The sequence below is a fragment of the Testudinibacter sp. P80/BLE/0925 genome, assembly GCF_053570785.1.
Window position 1 is genome coordinate 2,104,857 of sequence record NZ_CM131636.1, and the last position, 15,976, is coordinate 2,120,832.

Annotated in this window: 18 protein-coding genes and 1 tRNA gene; 15 read left to right on the forward strand and 4 right to left on the reverse strand. The window is 41.9% G+C overall.

Annotated elements, in window-relative coordinates:
- Positions 1–32 precede the first annotated feature (32 nt).
- The 9 genes from ACWA5Z_RS10210 to ACWA5Z_RS10250 all read left to right on the forward strand — a co-directional run bounded on the left by ACWA5Z_RS10210 (position 33) and on the right by ACWA5Z_RS10250 (position 9,052).
- Complete coding sequence (locus tag ACWA5Z_RS10210; RefSeq protein ID WP_431052029.1) at positions 33–365, forward strand: hypothetical protein; 333 nt, start codon at positions 33–35, stop codon at positions 363–365.
- A gap of 78 nt (positions 366–443) precedes the next feature.
- A complete protein-coding gene (locus ACWA5Z_RS10215) occupies positions 444–701 on the forward strand; it encodes a hypothetical protein (protein ID WP_431052031.1) in 258 nt (85 codons plus the stop codon).
- Between the two features lie 10 nt (positions 702–711).
- Positions 712–978: a hypothetical protein gene (locus ACWA5Z_RS10220; RefSeq protein WP_431052033.1), complete on the forward strand. Its 267-nt coding sequence runs from the start codon at positions 712–714 to the stop codon at positions 976–978.
- A gap of 314 nt (positions 979–1,292) precedes the next feature.
- Positions 1,293–5,291, forward strand: coding sequence for a YadA-like family protein (locus tag ACWA5Z_RS10225; RefSeq protein WP_431052035.1), 3,999 nt, complete (start codon positions 1,293–1,295; stop codon positions 5,289–5,291).
- Positions 5,254–5,538 carry a hypothetical protein gene (locus tag ACWA5Z_RS10230; protein WP_431052037.1) on the forward strand — a complete coding sequence of 95 codons (285 nt, stop codon included), beginning with the start codon at positions 5,254–5,256 and terminating at the stop codon, positions 5,536–5,538. The genes ACWA5Z_RS10225 and ACWA5Z_RS10230 overlap by 38 nt, the downstream gene beginning before the upstream one ends.
- A 26-nt stretch (positions 5,539–5,564) precedes the next feature.
- Positions 5,565–5,843: a hypothetical protein gene (locus ACWA5Z_RS10235; RefSeq protein WP_431052039.1), complete on the forward strand. Its 279-nt coding sequence runs from the start codon at positions 5,565–5,567 to the stop codon at positions 5,841–5,843.
- A 166-nt stretch (positions 5,844–6,009) separates the two neighbouring features.
- A complete protein-coding gene (gene mobH, locus ACWA5Z_RS10240; protein ID WP_431052040.1) occupies positions 6,010–7,848 on the forward strand; it encodes a MobH family relaxase in 1,839 nt (612 codons plus the stop codon).
- 254 nt (positions 7,849–8,102) lie between these two features.
- Positions 8,103–8,747 carry a tyrosine-type recombinase/integrase gene (locus ACWA5Z_RS10245; RefSeq protein WP_431052042.1) on the forward strand — a complete coding sequence of 215 codons (645 nt, stop codon included), beginning with the start codon at positions 8,103–8,105 and terminating at the stop codon, positions 8,745–8,747.
- A gap of 155 nt (positions 8,748–8,902) precedes the next feature.
- Positions 8,903–9,052 (forward strand) — tRNA-Leu (locus ACWA5Z_RS10250).
- Between the two features lie 170 nt (positions 9,053–9,222).
- On the opposite strand, the gene ACWA5Z_RS10255 is transcribed toward ACWA5Z_RS10250, so the two are convergent.
- A complete protein-coding gene (locus ACWA5Z_RS10255) occupies positions 9,223–9,504 on the reverse strand; it encodes a type II toxin-antitoxin system RelE/ParE family toxin (protein WP_431052044.1) in 282 nt (93 codons plus the stop codon).
- Complete coding sequence (locus ACWA5Z_RS10260) at positions 9,501–9,698, reverse strand: hypothetical protein (protein ID WP_431052046.1); 198 nt, start codon at positions 9,696–9,698, stop codon at positions 9,501–9,503. The genes ACWA5Z_RS10255 and ACWA5Z_RS10260 overlap by 4 nt, the downstream gene beginning before the upstream one ends.
- A 375-nt stretch (positions 9,699–10,073) precedes the next feature.
- On the opposite strand from ACWA5Z_RS10260, the gene ACWA5Z_RS10265 reads away from it, so the two are divergent.
- Genes ACWA5Z_RS10265 through cysB form a run of 3 tightly spaced genes read left to right on the forward strand, consistent with a single transcriptional unit; the run spans position 10,074 to position 12,828 of the window.
- The gene (locus ACWA5Z_RS10265) at positions 10,074–10,694 is read left to right on the forward strand and encodes an L-threonylcarbamoyladenylate synthase (RefSeq protein WP_431052048.1); all 621 of its coding nucleotides are present in this window, start codon (positions 10,074–10,076) and stop codon (positions 10,692–10,694) included.
- A 41-nt stretch (positions 10,695–10,735) separates the two neighbouring features.
- Positions 10,736–11,830: a 23S rRNA pseudouridine(2605) synthase RluB gene (gene rluB, locus ACWA5Z_RS10270; RefSeq protein ID WP_431052050.1), complete on the forward strand. Its 1,095-nt coding sequence runs from the start codon at positions 10,736–10,738 to the stop codon at positions 11,828–11,830.
- 26 nt (positions 11,831–11,856) lie between these two features.
- A complete protein-coding gene (gene cysB, locus ACWA5Z_RS10275; protein WP_449343099.1) occupies positions 11,857–12,828 on the forward strand; it encodes an HTH-type transcriptional regulator CysB in 972 nt (323 codons plus the stop codon).
- Positions 12,829–12,865: 37 nt separating this feature from the next.
- On the opposite strand, the gene minC is transcribed toward cysB, so the two are convergent.
- Positions 12,866–13,537 carry a septum site-determining protein MinC gene (gene minC, locus ACWA5Z_RS10280; RefSeq protein WP_431052054.1) on the reverse strand — a complete coding sequence of 224 codons (672 nt, stop codon included), beginning with the start codon at positions 13,535–13,537 and terminating at the stop codon, positions 12,866–12,868.
- 91 nt (positions 13,538–13,628) lie between these two features.
- Here minC and ACWA5Z_RS10285 point away from each other — a divergent pair, with 91 nt between their 5' ends.
- From ACWA5Z_RS10285 to ACWA5Z_RS10295, 3 genes are all read left to right on the forward strand, one after another.
- Complete coding sequence (locus tag ACWA5Z_RS10285) at positions 13,629–13,910, forward strand: YcgL domain-containing protein (RefSeq protein ID WP_431052056.1); 282 nt, start codon at positions 13,629–13,631, stop codon at positions 13,908–13,910.
- Positions 13,903–14,976 carry a lytic murein transglycosylase gene (locus tag ACWA5Z_RS10290; RefSeq protein WP_431052058.1) on the forward strand — a complete coding sequence of 358 codons (1,074 nt, stop codon included), beginning with the start codon at positions 13,903–13,905 and terminating at the stop codon, positions 14,974–14,976. The genes ACWA5Z_RS10285 and ACWA5Z_RS10290 overlap by 8 nt, the downstream gene beginning before the upstream one ends.
- Positions 14,977–15,038: 62 nt before the next feature.
- Positions 15,039–15,695 carry a fumarylacetoacetate hydrolase family protein gene (locus tag ACWA5Z_RS10295; protein ID WP_431052060.1) on the forward strand — a complete coding sequence of 219 codons (657 nt, stop codon included), beginning with the start codon at positions 15,039–15,041 and terminating at the stop codon, positions 15,693–15,695.
- Positions 15,696–15,699: 4 nt separating this feature from the next.
- Here ACWA5Z_RS10295 and yfaE read toward each other — a convergent pair whose 3' ends face one another.
- The gene (gene yfaE / locus ACWA5Z_RS10300; protein ID WP_431052062.1) at positions 15,700–15,957 is read right to left on the reverse strand and encodes a class I ribonucleotide reductase maintenance protein YfaE; all 258 of its coding nucleotides are present in this window, start codon (positions 15,955–15,957) and stop codon (positions 15,700–15,702) included.
- Between the last annotated feature and the right edge of the window lie 19 nt (positions 15,958–15,976).

Here is a 15,976-nt window from a genome sequence, read left to right on the forward strand (position 1 = left end):
TTCCTTGGTTATTATTAATTAAGGAGCATGTTATGACTCACCCGACTCATAAAAGCATGACGAATGATGACTTCTTCGATGAAGATGATCTGTTCGTTGAAGAGCAAACGCAGTCCAATTTTCATAAATTGGGTGAAAATCTTGGACGCTTGTTTCTGAAAGCCAAAAACACGACAACACAGGCTTATCGCTCGGTGAAAAGTGGTGTTGAACAATCGGTTTTGCTAAATAAGCAAGTTGAATACCAACAACGTTTAGCCCAACAAACTGCGCTGTTAAAACGGAAATACACAATTTATCTTGTGATTTCGAGTGTTGGTACATTATTACTAGGTAGTATCGCAACTGCGGTATTATTGAGTTAATGACATAGCCACAGTAGCCTGTACGGAAAACCTTTCCGTATAGGAATCGGTTTCTCCGTACAGCTTAAGGAGAAACTGATGCAATTAACACTAGGTCATCGCGCTCATAGCGAACTATTGGCAACTTTTCAACGTAAAGGTCTGCCAAAAAACAGACATTCCGAATATTTATCTGCATTGTTAGTGGCGGCAACGCTTCACTGGCAAGCGCAGTTAAATCGGAATAAAACACCGAATTTATTTGTTTATGATGTATCAGAAAATAATCGGTATTTTTTGGTTTTTCACTATATTCGGCATCCGCATAAAGCGGATTGCTGGATATTAGATCGTTAAAGTGCGGTGAATGATGAAACGAAAAATTTCAACATTAACCCAAAAAATCTGTCATTTCAGATTAAGCACAAAAGCCTTTGAAGCGGTTTCAGAAGATTTTAGGAAGGTAGGCTCAACCATGGCTGCAATTAGCGTGGCTGGCTTAGTTCTCCCTAATGACGAACTATCTGCGAAGGATTCATTTTTTCTGTTTACGTGCAGTATGATTATTTGGTTATGTGGTATACTTTTCACACATAACCTGAATAAAAATACGCGAATCGGAGATATAAAATGAATATGCCCTTAGTGATTATGGTTGGCGGTCTGACACTTGCGGTCGTTCTGTTTACGGCATTTGTCTTTATTACAGATGCCTTTCCAAGACCGGACGAGCCAACTAAAAGCGATCAAAAACCAACCAATTAATTAACATCGGCAATCTGCCGAATTACCCTTATCGGGAATAATTCCCGATTTTTACCACTATCTTTTACCTTTTGTCCTATAGGAATAGCTTCCCATAGGGACATTATCTGATGCAGCATTTAAACACACCGTTCAACTTGGCGGAAGCCTGTTGAATAAAACCCGATCCACGCTCGTAAGTGCGTGGATCATACTTTTATTTTTCTACTATACGAAATCAAGCGATTATTGCTTTTTTGTTCAAATTCAAAAAACAATTTAATATTCTTTTTTCAGCATAACTTAACTTTAATAAAGGCTCTTAATTTCACCAAGGAGCCTGATGTTATGTTTACTAAATTTCCCCTATCTCTTTTAACGTTGGCACTCAGTATCAGTATCACTGGTATCGCACAAGCCAATAATACCAATACCTACGCGCTGGGCGATCATAGTATCGCCGAGGGTGAATCTGCTATCGCGACTGGACGCAATAGTGTTGCTATTGGGCGAGGCGCAGTGGCGACAGGTGACAACTTGACCGCCGCTGAAATTACCCAAAAACTCGCTGATAACTCGGCTCAGCTACAAAATATCAGCAATAAAAAGCAATCTGTGAGAAATGCGCAAGCGGATTTCAATGCTAAATACAGCACCTATTTAGAAGTAAAAGGAGCGTTAGATAAAATTACGGCAGGACAAGAGCAGCTAAATAGTACCTTAACGCCAGCATTGGTCGCCGCAGAGCGTGAATTAACCGCTTATACCCCTCAATTTGAGGCAAAAAAACAAGAAGTGACTGCGCGAACTGACAATTTAATTACCCTAAGTGGTTTTGATTTAACCAAAGCCTCGACAACAGCGGGTGTTACTGCACTGGCAAGAGAATTAAAACAATCTGCAGAACAGGGCTATGAAAGTATTATTAATGAGCCGATTTCGTACTATGAGCAATATGTCAAAAATTATATTCAAGCAAACGGTAATGTTGCCACAGCCATATCAAGCTACACCAAATTAATTGGTGCTAATCTTGGTACATCGACCAGTTATTATCATACGAGTCCGTTGCAAACACGGGGAGAAATCGCTAGACAGGCATTAAGTGGCGAACTCAAATCTTTGCCCACCATACGTGGTGGTGATATTACCCAAATCTACACTTATAGGTTTAAAAGCAATAATACCATGAATTTTCAACATCCAGATCAAACTGCCTCATTGTCGAAAGCAGATCTGGAGGAATGGCTGCATTATACAGACGAACAGAAAACGAATATTTATAATACACTCTTGGCCACCAAGAATATCTACTTTGACAGCGATGGTGCAAAAGAGACGACTCAAACGTTACTCAATCAGCAATTTGATTATTTCACCGCCCTAGTTAAGAGCCGCTACTATCAAAATCAATATGATGCGTTGGGTAATACCGCTGAAGGATTAAGTGCACTACAACATAAACTGCGTGAAGAACAGGAAATGGCGAGGTTAAAAGCCGCATTAAAAGAAAAAAATCTGTCTTCTGAAATGGGAAAATTTTTTGATACATGGAAAAAAGAGAATATCACGGATATCCAACAGAAAAATAGTCAATTTATTAAAGAATTTCGAGCTAATTTAACGAAAATCATGGCGGATGAGCAGAAAAAATATGATGCTCTGGTGAGCGCCAAACAAGTTGCACAACAAGCAATAACCAATTTAGAGGCTCAATTGGCACGTTTAGAGCCGGGTGAGCAAAAGCGTCGTATTGCCGCGCAAGCAGAAGCAGCAAAAACATTGCTCGCTAAGCAGGAAGCTGAATTAAAAGCACTGGAATTGGCACTCAGCTTGAATGATTTACGCAATATCGGTCAAGATGCGGTTGCTATCGGCACGGAAACTCGTGTAACTGGTGAGCGTGCGTTAGGACTTGGCTATAAAAATACCGTCACTGGCACAAACAGTATTGCCGTCGGTAATCAAAATAGTGTCGCTGGTCAATATGATGTGGTTATCGGACATCATAATCAAACACCATTAAACAGTGAAAACAATGTCGTGATTGGACGACAAATCATGCTTTCCGATAATGGCAATAGCACAGTGAAACAAAGTGTCGTTTTAGGCTATCAATCAACGTTAGCTGCACCGATTGCCACCGTTTCGCACACTATCAACAGCCAACCTTATGCCTTCGCTGGCGCAACCCCGTTCGGCACATTCAGTATCGGCGCACAAGACAAAGAACGGACATTAACCCACCTCGCGGCCGGGCGCTTGAGCCGCACCAGTACCGATGCAGTGAACGGCAGCCAGTTGTTTGCATTGGTTGAAGAGAGTGATCGCTTGGGCACAACACTCACCGGCGTACAAACGCGTTTGGACGGGGTAGAAAAAATCGCAACCGAAAATAAAACCGCACTTGTCAATCATACACAGCAACTCGCTGAAAACACGATATCAATTGAAAACAATAAACAATTGATTGCCGAAAATAAAACGACGATGAATAAACAGCAACAACAGCTTACCTCACAAGACAAACAGTTGGAGCAGCACAGTAACGCACTATCCGGCTTAAATAATACGGTGACTCAGCAAACTGCCGATATTAATGCCAATAAAACTGCGCTGACAAAACAACAACAAACACTCACTGCGCATACAAACCGTTTGGATAGGCAAGATCAAAGTCTCACTACGCTAACCACATTAACTCATCAACATACCACTGCGATTGATGAAAATAAGCAAAAAATTGCGGACAACACCACAGTTTTAACGAAACATTCAACCGCACTTGAAAAACAACAGCAAACACTCACAGCACAGGCTTCAAAAATTGAAAAGGTGGAAAATGATATTGCAACAACCAATCAAGCACTCCGTAAGCAAGAGACTCAAATCAGCGACAATGTGAAGGGGATCACAAAAAATCGGGAAGATATTGCGGCGCTGCAACAAGGACTGGGTACAGTCAATAGCCATATCACCAACCATAATACGCAACTGACTGAGCTAAATAATCGTGTGAATACCCATGATGACCGCTTAGATCATCACGATCGCAAACTAGCCACTCATACAACGACCTTGGCAGAGCACAGTACTCAATTGGCAACACACAGTGAAACCTTAAAAACGCACTCAGAACGCATTATTCAGTATGCCGGTGATTTAACTAATCTGAAATCGACCCAACAAACGCAGGGTGAAACCTTGATCTCTCATGGTAATCGCCTTGAAACACATGGAAATCAGCTGAATACACATTCAAGCACGTTGGTTCAACATGGTGATGACATCGATAAATTAAAAAATGCAACAAATTCGAATGCCGCACTTTTAACATCGCATACGACACGCTTGGACGGACTCGATCGTAGTGTTGAAAAACAGGATTTACAGTTAGTGGCTCATAGTACACAGCTAGCTGATTATAGTGTGCAGTTGGCAAATCATACCACAACGCTGAATACCCATACCGAGACCCTGCAACAGCAGCAAAAGACGGTATCTACGTTACAACAAACCCAACAAAACCATACCCAAACCTTGCAACAGCAGAGGGAACATCTCGCGCAACACGACCAAAATATCAACACCATATCGAATCAGGTGAAAGGATTAGAAGCCAATACCGCCAAAACCGTATTCTTTGATAGCGATGAAAAACACAGTATCACCTTGGGTAAAGAAAATAACGACGGCAGCCATGGTACAACGGTGATTAAGCAGGTGGGAGAGGGTGAAATTACGGCGGACAGCAAAGAAGCCATCAACGGTGGACAGCTTTATCACTCACAAGAAACCCTGATCACACAACTGCGTCAGGAAATGCTTCAACTCAAACCGAACATCAATACGGCCCAAATTGTGCGAGATTCGGTCACCGAGGCAAATGCTTACACGGATTATCGCATTCATCAACTGCAACAGCATACTGATCAGCGTATCGCACAAGTCAATCGTGATATTCGCCAAGTGCGAAAAGAAGCGCGTGCCGGTATTTCGGCGGCAATGGCAATTGGGGCGATTGAACGTGTACCGGGCAAAAAAGCCACAATCGGTGCGGGTATTGGCTCATACGGCTCAGAAACTGCCGTTGCTATCGGACTAAAAGCCTTACCGCACAAACAAGTTATGGTCACACTTGCTGGTAGCGTCGATAGTCAAAAAAATGTCGGCGGCAGTGCCGGTATCAGTATTGGTTTTTAATGAGATGCGCTTAAGTATCGCAATTCTGTGTATCTTATCACCGACTTTAGCAATTACTGTTGAAGTCGGTGATATTTGTCATGTTGAAGCAGATGCATATTATCCTGGTACTTGGGAAGAATATAGCGATGATGAGCTGATTTGTAATTATTGGCGTTGGTTGGATATGGATATTGAGAGTCCGGAGTTTGAAATAAATAATCCACTTAATAACGAAATCAATGAAACTAATTTATTTTATGAATAATTTTTAGTTAAATAAAGAGGCAATTTATGTGTGAAAATAAATCAAAATTGATAAATATTAGAGGCCTTAACAATGAAGTTTTTCAGAATCTACAAATGCTTGCTGAGGAAAACTCTAGGTCTTTAGAAGGTGAGGCAAGATACGCGGTGCAACAATGGTGTAATATGAATAAATTTCGTAAGGGTAATATTACCTTTAATAATACGGATTATCTAAAAAATATAGTTATTTTAATTCCAAAACATGATAAAGAAAATAATATTTCAATTGAAGTAAAATATGAAAGTCGCAATCTCCCTAAATAAAAAAGGGAAAAGGAAAGGGGAAAGATAAGGGTAACCGTTTCCAAGGGAAACGGGCTTACCCGAAAAAGGATTTTCAAAATAAAGAAAAGGATCAGAAAAAGGTAATAACGAGAAAAGGCTGTCAGTTATTATAAATCCTATCGTAGATTAATCATTAGGTCTCAATATGCTATCAAGATTTTTTAAATTTAAAATTAAAAAAAAGAATATAATTGAAGATAATCGATTAGGCGATAATTCAGACGGTTGGCTAATACCACAATCTGCAGCAGAATTATTAAACACCCCTTTGAGGAAAAAATTATTAACGATTATTTATCAAAAAGTCTCTATGTCAGAGGAGATGTTTAATCAATTATTTAAAATACCGATTGAACGTTATGCCGAACTGGTGCAACTTTTTCCCGCATCTGAAAACCATCACCATTCACACCATGGTGGAATGCTCGACCACGGCTTAGAAGTTATCAGTATTGCGGCTAAATTGCGCCAAAATTATTTATTACCGCTTAATTCTGCACCAGAAGATCAAGCAAAGCAAAGTGAAGTTTGGACTGCTGCAGCTATTTACGGCGCACTTACACATGACATTGGCAAAATTGCAGTCGATATTGAAATTGAAACAGAAAATGGGCGTTGGTATCCGTGGTTAGATAAACTGGAGCAATCTTACCGCTTTAAGTATATCAAAGGACGTGATTATAAACTCCATCCAGTATTAGGAACAATGATTGCAACAAAATTAATACCGCCTATTGCCTTCAATTGGTTAGCAAAATATCCAGATGCATTCTCATCTCTCGCTTATTTAATGTCTGGACACTATGATAAAGCCGGTATTCTAGGCGAAATTATACAAAAAGCAGACCAAGCTAGTGTTGCACATTATCTTGGCGGCGATATTACGAAAGTTCAGCAACAGCCTCAGCAATCTCTTCCGAAACAATTTATCATTGCACTACGTCACTTATTAGAAAAGGACTTAAAATTAAATTCACCTCAAGGTGGTTCAGACGGCTGGCTTACCGATGAAGCCCTTTGGCTAATGAGTAAAAGTGTAACGGATAAAGTCCGGTCTTATCTTATGCAACAAGGCATTAGTGTTCCTATGCAAAATGGAAGAATATTTGATGAAATGCAGGCGCATGGTATTTTAGAAGCAACGCCGGCGAATACGGCGATTTGGGTATGTCGTATTCAATCTAATGCTGGCTGGAAGCCAGCAAATACCTTTACGCTTCTTAAAATTACACCAAGCCTTATCTGGGAAAATATTGAGCAACGTCCTACAGTTTTTGATGGTATTGTTGAAATTGATATAGCTAAAATGCAAGAAAAAGAGCCAGCTCAAAACATAATAACAGCTCAAGTCATAGAAAGCGATTCACAAGGCTTAACTGCTATATCGCAAGTGTCAGACACAACTGAAGCTGAGCCAAATGAACCAAAAATTCAAACTCAAAATGCTGTTCTAGATGATATTGATTTTACAATGAACTTATTTAATAATATTGAGCAACTTCCAGCAGAAAAACCTAATAACCAACTAGATAGAGGGGTAATTGATGAAATAGAACAAAATAAAAGCATTATAGGTTCGAATGATATTAAAGAACTTGATATTAATCCAACAGATTTTGTTGAGTGGATAAAACAAGGAATAATCCTTGAGAAATTATCGATCAATCGTACTAACTCAGTTATTCACATTGTTGAGCAACATGCTTTTATTGTATCGCCCGGTATTTTTAAACGATATATTCGAGAAAAATTTGAAACAGGAGATAAGGAGGTTTGGCGGGAGCTTCAAAAACGCTTCCAAAGATTAGGAATACATAAGAAAAAATCACCTGAAGGGTTGAATATTTGGACTTGTCAGATCGTGGGGCCTCACAAAACGACAGAACTTAAGGGATATCTTATCGACGATTTACGAATGTTATTCGGCGATAGACCTTGTTTTGATAATTTATATTTAAAATTAAAAGAGGTATCACATGAATGATCTCACATTTAAACAATTGTTAGCCAAATTTTTTTTATAAAGTGCTAAGAGCGGATACTGAATCTTGCTATAAAAAAGCGATAAATCAGCTATTAAAATATGCACCTGACATTCTCCCACACCAAATCACTGAAGACTTTATTATTGAGTGGCGTAATGAAGCATTGCATAGAGTAAAGCCGGTTACTTGGAATAACTATGTTCGACATTGCAAAGCCTTACTTTATTTTGCCATGAAAAAAGAGTTAATTACTATGACAGTGAATCCGTTTTGCGGAAAAACAATACCTGAGGGTAAAAAAATACGCAAAATATTAGATGATGATAAACTGCATAACCTTGAACGGTTATTAAATTCTCATGATTTACCACCTTATCTACAGCCAAGTTGGTTTATAAACTCCATTATCGCGGTATTTAGATATACAGCTATACGCCGTAGCCAGCTTTTAAAGCTGACCTTGAATGATATTAATCTACAGAAAAGAACAATCTTTCTTGCTTCTAAAGCAAGTAAAAATCATGATGAGCATATTGTCCCTATTTCGGCAAAATTATATCCGCATTTAGAAAAAATCATAAATGAAGCAAAGAAAATTAACTTACCCTCGAATGCTCAATTATTTAATATCAACCGTTATTGTTTTACGACAAAACGCAGAGGTTCGGATATGAATGATAATCAGCTTTCTCATTTATTTAAAAAACTCTATGAGAGAACAGATTTTGGTATTTCACCGCATCGGTTTAGGCATACGGTTGCAACGAACTTAATGCGAAATCCAGAACAAAATTTATACGTTACCCAGAAGCTCCTTGGGCATAAAAATATCAAAACGACATTAGAGTACATCGAACATGATGTCGATATGCTAAGAGATTGTGTAGAACGGTTGTAAAAAATGGGTGTAGATGTGATGCCTTGGAAAGTATCGCATCTTTTTTATGTTCAATATATTGAGTTTTTGGTTAAAAATGTGATCTAGAACAACTTTTTTAGTCGCTCTTGTGCGATATAGACTTTACATACAAGATAAAAGGGGTAGAATGATACGCCAGTAGATCCTTGTAACTTGGCCAAGGATCATTCTGTGTCTAAAAGTTAAATATTGATTGGATACCAAAAAATAAGCAATGTCATCCAAGGGATTTAAAATCCCTCGACTTTCGAGTCGTGGCGGTTCAAGTCCGCCCTCGGGCACCATTACAAGTTAGCAATAAAATCAATAAGATAGTCATTTTATACGGCTTTTTTTATGTCTGTAATTTGCCGTTCTAACTTTCCAATTTTGCCACGGGTGGCTGTTTAGTGGCTCACTATAGATTTGTAATCAAGAAAAAAGTGATAACTTGTGCTATCATGGAGCCAATCTATTAATGCAAGTTTGAACCTTTTGGGTGAAAATCCGCAATAATTACAACATCGCCAACGACAATAAATTTCACAGCATGTCCATATTTTAGGGGATAAATATGGAATTTTCCGTCAGCATAAGCAGATGCAACGAAACTTAGTTTTTCCGCGGTAGAACGCATAATCTCTAAGAAGTCATTAGCGATACTGTCGTTTTGGCTGTCATTGTAGATGTAATCAGCCTTGTCTAGAAGTTTAGCCTCGGCTCGCTCTGACCAAAACACAAGGTAATCTAGCTTCATTTTCGTTGCAGTCCATTTTTCAAGACAAATTCAAGTTTTTCCATTACTTCATCGTGTGGAGTGAGTTTGATTTTTCCTGTCATCACTTCTTGTAAAAAACGTTGTTCTTCCGTCAAAGATTGTTCGAAAACCGATAAGATTTTTTCTTGAACGGTCGTCTGCTTCGGCTGTACTTTTGCTTGAGTTCCTTGCATAACATTTCCCCTGTGCGTTATTGCTCTGGATAGGATTGAAACTTTCATCCTACATTGGGTTCATTATACGCACCATGCTTTTCATTGCAATAAATGTGTTTTTAGGAAATATTTTGTTAAAGCGCCCTGTTAGGGGGTTTCAAATAAGCTGTAATAGTCTAATTTCCTGCAACAATTTTAAGGTTGGTTTTAATTAAAAGGTATTTTTGAAATAGACTTGGCGGACAAACAAGCGATAGTGGCGGTTACGGCAGTGGTTATAGCAATTTGCGACATGATATGCAAAAATCCGAAAAGCGCTTATTATTTTTAGTTATATGGCGTATAATCCCGCCTGTAAATTGGGGTGTCATTAGTCAAATAGAGAAGAAGTCAATGAGTCAGTTTTTTTACGTGCATCCGGATAATCCGCAGCCGCGTTTGATTAAGCAAGCGATTGAAATTCTGCGCAGCGGCGGGGTGATTGTGTATCCGACCGATTCCGGCTATGCATTAGGTTGTATGATCGGCGAAAAACACGCAATGGATCGGATTGTCGAGATCCGTCAATTGCCGGAAGGGCATAATTTTACTTTGGTGTGCAGTGATTTATCAGAATTGTCGAATTATGCGGTGGTGAGTAATGTGGCATACCGTCTGATTAAAAACAATACGCCGGGGCATTACACTTTTATTCTGACCGCCACCAAAGAAGTGCCGCGGCGTTTGATGACATCAAAACGTAAAACCATCGGCATTCGCGTGCCGGACAATAAAATCGCACTGAGTTTGCTGTCCGAATTGGGCGAGCCGATTTTATCCTGTTCATTGATTTTACCGGGCGAGGATGAAACCCAATATGATCCGGAAGAGATTCGCGATCGTTTGGAAAAACAGGTCGATTTGATTATTAACGGCGGTTATTTAGGGCAGAAGCCAACCACCGTGATTGATTTGACGGATGACACACCGCAAGTGATTCGCGTCGGCAATGGCTCGGTCGCACCGTTTGCATAACCCCATAATCTGACACCCGTGAGGGTGACAACGAGGAATAGATGAAATCAGAAAAAAAATTTAGCTCAAGCCGCAGTAATGTAGCGGGCGGCACACAAGCGAGTGATAAAAAAACCAGTCGAGGCAATAATAGCGCCTTACGCAAGCCGGGCAACCGCACGTTGAGTGAGAAAAAAGGGTCTGCGAAAAAAACACAGCCGGTGGCAGCCCAAAGTGCGGTTAACACGACAAAAGCAGCAACCAAAGCCAATAATCCCAAAACGAAAGTCGTCGGTGAAAAGTTACAAAAAATTTTAGCCCAAGCCGGGCAGGGCTCACGCCGTGAAATCGAAGCCATCATTGCCGAAAACCGTGTTAGCGTAAACGGGCAAATGGCGACACTGGGCGATCGAATTGAGCTCGGCACCGATACGAAAATCCGTATCGACGGGAAGTTGATCAATTTAAACAGCGTGCAAAAGCAGGTTTGTCGGGTGTTGATGTATTATAAACCGGAAGGGGAATTGTGCACCCGCCACGATCCGGAAGGTCGCGCCACCGTGTTTGATCGCTTGCCGCGTTTGAACGGCAGCCGTTGGATTGCGGTCGGTCGTTTGGACATCAATACCTCCGGCTTGATGTTGTTCACCACCGACGGCGAACTGGCAAACCGCCTAATGCACCCGAGCCGTGAAATCGAACGCGAATATTCGGTGCGCGTGTTCGGCGAAGTGGATGAATCGATGTTATTCCGCTTGCGTAAAGGCGTGCAGTTGGAAGACGGTCCGGCGAAATTCAAAATGATTAAAAGCGGCGGCGGGCAGGGGATTAACCAATGGTTTGATGTGACCTTAACCGAAGGACGCAATCGCGAAGTACGCCGCTTATGGGAATCGCAAGGAATTCAAGTCAGCCGTTTGATTCGTATTCGTTACGGCAATATCACCTTATCCAAACAACTGCCGCGCGGTGGCTGGCAGGAAATGGCGTTGCCGGAAGTGAATTATCTGCGTGATTTGGTTGGATTGGCGCCGGAAACCGAAAGCAAAATCGAACAGCACACGCAACGCCGCCGCATGAAAACCGCGAAAATCCGTAAAGCGGTGAAACGCTTTTCGACGCCGAGCAGCAGCCGTCGCCAGCGTAACGAACGTTAAGCCTATTAGAAACAGGAAGTTGCAGCATGAAAATTCAACAATTACGCTATATTGTCGAAATCGCCAATCAAAATCTGAACATTACCGATGCCGCCGAAGCGCTTTATACGTCGCAGCCGGGGATCAGTAAGCAAGTGCGGTTATTGGAACAAGAATTGGGGTTGGAAATTTTTGAGCGTAACGGCAAGCATATTAAAAGTATCACCAGCGAAGGGCGTAAAATTATCGCGATTGCGCGCGAATTGTTGGCGAAAACGCAGAGTATCAAAGCGATTGCCGATGAATTCACCCGCCCTGATCATGGCGTGTTGCGCATTGCGACCACCAACACGCAAGCGCGTTATGTTCTGCCGAGCGTGGTTGAACGTTTTCTGAAACGTTATCCTGATGTCAGCCTGCAAATTCATCAAGGTTCACCGAGCCAGATTTACGATGCGTTGTTGTCCGGCGAGGTCGATTTGGCGATTACCACCGAGGCGCAATACCTGTTTGAAGGCGTGGTGTTGCTGCCGTGTTATAACTGGAACCGTTCGGTGATTGTAACAAAAGATCATCCATTGGCGAGTTGTAACAATCTGACGATTGAAGAGTTGGGGAAATATCCGCTAGTGACTTACACCTTTGGTTTTACCGGCGCTTCGGATTTGTCGCAAGCCTTCAGTAGCAGCGGTATTTTGCCGAATATCGTCTTCACCGCCACCGACGCCGATGTGATTAAAACCTATGTCCGTTTGGGGCTAGGCGTGGGTATTATGGCTTCAATGGCGCACACCCAAGAGGACGGCGACTTGATTGCAATTGACGGGGCGCATTTGTTTAAACCGAGCAGTACACAAATCGCATTCAAGCGCGGTTCGTTTTTACGCCATTATATGTATGACTTCATTAATTATTTTTCCGAACATCTCACCCGTTCAATGGTTGAACAAGCGGAGAAACTGCCCAACAATAGTGCAATTCAGAAACTCTTTAGCGATGTGGAATTGGAAATGCGTTAATTCACCAAAGTGCGGTTTGTCGACCGCACTTTTTTGCTTAACGAATATGAAAATAGGCTAAAGCGTTGGCTTTGACTTCAATCCGTGCCGCTTGCAATAGATAATCAATCGGAATTTGTTCTTTATATACAAAACGTTGGCAAACCGAGATAAACTCCGCCTCAAGATGTTGGGTGTAAATAGCAAAATCCGTGCCCTTGGCATTTACGCCTGCCATCGCGCGCCCAAGCAGTTTGCCGTAAATATGAATGTTGCCATCCGCCGCAATTTCTGCGCCTTGTGCCACATCGCCATGAATAATTAAATCGCTGTTTTTAGCATAAATCGTTTGCCCGCTTGCCACCGAGTGCGCAATGATTTTGGGTTTCACATAGCGGAATTGCGGCATAATATCATCCAAACTGGTGCTTTTGCCTAATGCGGGCAAGTTATAGCTTAATACCAATTCTTTTTCCAAATTATTCTGCCAATTACTCACCCCGATCAGATTAATGCCGGCTTCGGTCAGTAATTGCTGGAGTTTCAGCAAATCGATTTTTGATAAAAATTCATTAAATTGCAGGATAACGGGGACATTCTGGAAAAATAACGGGGATTTTTTGACTTTATTCGTCAGCGCTTTTTTTATTGCGACCAAGCTGGAGCTGTTGATGGTAATCAGAATAGAAGAAAATTGCCCGGTGTGTAATTCGATAATATCTTTTGCCATGTGCACTTTGTCATTTTATGTGAATTTAATATTCTGATAATAGTATAAATTTCGTATAATGTCTCATTTAAATTCACGGGGAACAGCCAATATGTTATCTGCCATTTATAAAAGCCGGCGCCACGCGGGCATGTATTTGTACATTGCCAAGCGCGGGGATTTTTCCGCAGTGCCGCCGGCGTTATTACAACGCTTCGGGCAAGAGGAATTATTGATGTTATTTAATCTAAACGGTGAAAAACCGTTGGCATTGGCGGACAAGCAAACGGTATCACGGCAAATTCAAAAACAGGGGTTTTATTTGCAAATGCCACGGCAGGAAGAAAATTTGTTAGAACAATTTAAGTTACAAAATAGGAAAGCAGATGTTTAAAAAAATACTTCCCCTCGGTTGTTTGGCACTTTTGTTGAGTGCCTGTAGTTCAAGCGGCAGTTATAATGGACAACCGTATAGCAAACCGCGCAGCGTGAATAATTTTCAGGATTACGTCAACTATCTGGAGCAAAGAGCGGTAGCGGAAGGGGTGAGTCCGCGCACGATTGCACAGAAAGGGCAAGGCGTGAATTATATTGCCAAAGCGGTCGAACTGGATAATAGCCAAGCGGAACGGGCACAGCGCAATCGTGATACCCCGGCAGCCCCCAATCCGAACGGCGTGACCAATTATCTCAATCGGGTACTGACCCAGCAAAAAGTCGATATTGCCGCCAAGCGCTATTGGGAACAATTGCCGGCGTTAAATCAGGCGAGCAAGGAATACGGAGTGCCGAATAATTACATTATGGCGCTATGGGGCATGGAAAGTAGCTTCGGTTATTATCAAGGCAATTATGACGTATTATCCGTGTTGGCAACCTTGGCATTTGACGGACGGCGCGAAAAGCTATTCAGCCAAGAATACATCAATGCGCTGAAAATTTTGCAACAAGATGTGATTAGCCGTGAGCGGATGAAAGGCTCTTGGGCGGGCGCAATGGGGCAGTCGCAATTTATGCCGACCTCGTTTTTGCGTTATGCCGTGGATGCTGACGGTGACGGCAGCAAAGATATTTGGAAGAACCAGTACGATGTGTTTGCTTCGATTGCCAATTATTTATCCACCGTCGGCTGGAATAAAAACTTGCCATGGGGCGTTGAAGTGCAATTGGATGAACCGATGTCACTGGATGTTGCCGGTGTCGAGAACAATAAAAAACGCCGGTTATCCACTTGGCAGGCAATGGGGGTGCGTCTGAAAAATTACAGCACCGCCGATATGCAACGCTGGCAGCAGTTGTCAAATACGGATTTATGGCTGGTGCGCCCGAATAAAGAGGTCGGCAGAGCATTCTTGGTCACGAATAACTACCGCACTTTACTTAATTGGAATAACTCCAATTATTTTGCGATCAGTATCGGCATGTTTGCCGATCGCATTGCCCGGCAGGTGGGGCAATAAAAAACTTCAATCTTTTGGAGTAATGTGTTAAAAATAGACAAATTCGGGCAAAGGAGGTTGTAATGTATCAGCACCAAGATATTAAAGGCAGTACCTTGGATTTACCGGTGAGTAAAGTGGTTTGCGTCGGACGCAATTATATTGGGCATATCAAGGAGATGAATAATCCCGTGATAGAAGAACCCTTGCTTTTTTTGAAGCCGAGTACCGCACTTTGTTCTCTAAGTCGCCCGATTTTGATTCCGAAAAAATGGGGGCGGGTCGACCATGAATTGGAAATTGCCGTTCTAATTGGATCGATCTTAACCGATGCCTCGCCGGGACAGGTGAAAAGTGCGGTGGTCGGTTTCGCCGTTGCGCTCGATCTCACGTTGCGCGATATGCAACAGGAATGCAAACAAAAAGGCTGGCCGTGGGCGAAAGCCAAAGGCTTTGATAATTCCTGTCCGATCTCACATTTTGTCCCCGTCGCGCAAGTTCCGGATTGGGATAAAATCCGTTTCAGCTTAAGTGTGAATGGGGAAATCCGCCAAAAAGGCAAATCATCGCAGATGATGCATTCCATTCCGCAACTAATCAGTTACGCCAGCCGTTTTTTCACCTTACAGAAAGGTGATATTGTGCTGACCGGCACCCCGCAGGGAGTTGGCGAGTTGAAAGAAGGCGATCGGTTGGAATTGAAATTAGAAGAATATCAGATTAATACCGTCGTGATTTAAACGGTTAAAATTCAATTTCCAAATCACTTTCCACCTTGCAGCAACACAACAGAATCTCATTGGCGGATAAAAACGCCAATGGCGTTTCCGCATAACTCACTTTGCCACGGAGCAACTTCACGCGACACGAGCCGCAATAGCCGGAACGGCATTGGTATTCATGCGTAATACCGCACTTTTCCAAGCTTTCTAACAGCGAAGTGCGGTTATCGTGTTGGATGGTACGTTGTTGTCGGGGGAGCGTGATTTGGTATATTTTCATACGATATGGGAAAGAAAAA

Coding starts and splice junctions, on each gene's coding strand:
- ACWA5Z_RS10210 (WP_431052029.1), top strand. CDS start 33: ATGACTCACCCGACTCATAAAAGCATGACGAATGATGACTTCTTCGAT.
- ACWA5Z_RS10215 (WP_431052031.1), top strand. CDS start 444: ATGCAATTAACACTAGGTCATCGCGCTCATAGCGAACTATTGGCAACT.
- ACWA5Z_RS10220 (WP_431052033.1), top strand. CDS start 712: ATGATGAAACGAAAAATTTCAACATTAACCCAAAAAATCTGTCATTTC.
- ACWA5Z_RS10230 (WP_431052037.1), top strand. CDS start 5,254: ATGTCGGCGGCAGTGCCGGTATCAGTATTGGTTTTTAATGAGATGCGC.
- ACWA5Z_RS10235 (WP_431052039.1), top strand. CDS start 5,565: ATGTGTGAAAATAAATCAAAATTGATAAATATTAGAGGCCTTAACAAT.
- mobH (WP_431052040.1), top strand. CDS start 6,010: ATGCTATCAAGATTTTTTAAATTTAAAATTAAAAAAAAGAATATAATT.
- ACWA5Z_RS10245 (WP_431052042.1), top strand. CDS start 8,103: ATGACAGTGAATCCGTTTTGCGGAAAAACAATACCTGAGGGTAAAAAA.
- ACWA5Z_RS10255 (WP_431052044.1), bottom strand. CDS start 9,504: ATGAAGCTAGATTACCTTGTGTTTTGGTCAGAGCGAGCCGAGGCTAAA.
- ACWA5Z_RS10260 (WP_431052046.1), bottom strand. CDS start 9,698: ATGCAAGGAACTCAAGCAAAAGTACAGCCGAAGCAGACGACCGTTCAA.
- ACWA5Z_RS10265 (WP_431052048.1), top strand. CDS start 10,074: ATGAGTCAGTTTTTTTACGTGCATCCGGATAATCCGCAGCCGCGTTTG.
- rluB (WP_431052050.1), top strand. CDS start 10,736: ATGAAATCAGAAAAAAAATTTAGCTCAAGCCGCAGTAATGTAGCGGGC.
- cysB (WP_449343099.1), top strand. CDS start 11,857: ATGAAAATTCAACAATTACGCTATATTGTCGAAATCGCCAATCAAAAT.
- minC (WP_431052054.1), bottom strand. CDS start 13,537: ATGGCAAAAGATATTATCGAATTACACACCGGGCAATTTTCTTCTATT.
- ACWA5Z_RS10285 (WP_431052056.1), top strand. CDS start 13,629: ATGTTATCTGCCATTTATAAAAGCCGGCGCCACGCGGGCATGTATTTG.
- ACWA5Z_RS10290 (WP_431052058.1), top strand. CDS start 13,903: ATGTTTAAAAAAATACTTCCCCTCGGTTGTTTGGCACTTTTGTTGAGT.
- ACWA5Z_RS10295 (WP_431052060.1), top strand. CDS start 15,039: ATGTATCAGCACCAAGATATTAAAGGCAGTACCTTGGATTTACCGGTG.
- yfaE (WP_431052062.1), bottom strand. CDS start 15,957: ATGAAAATATACCAAATCACGCTCCCCCGACAACAACGTACCATCCAA.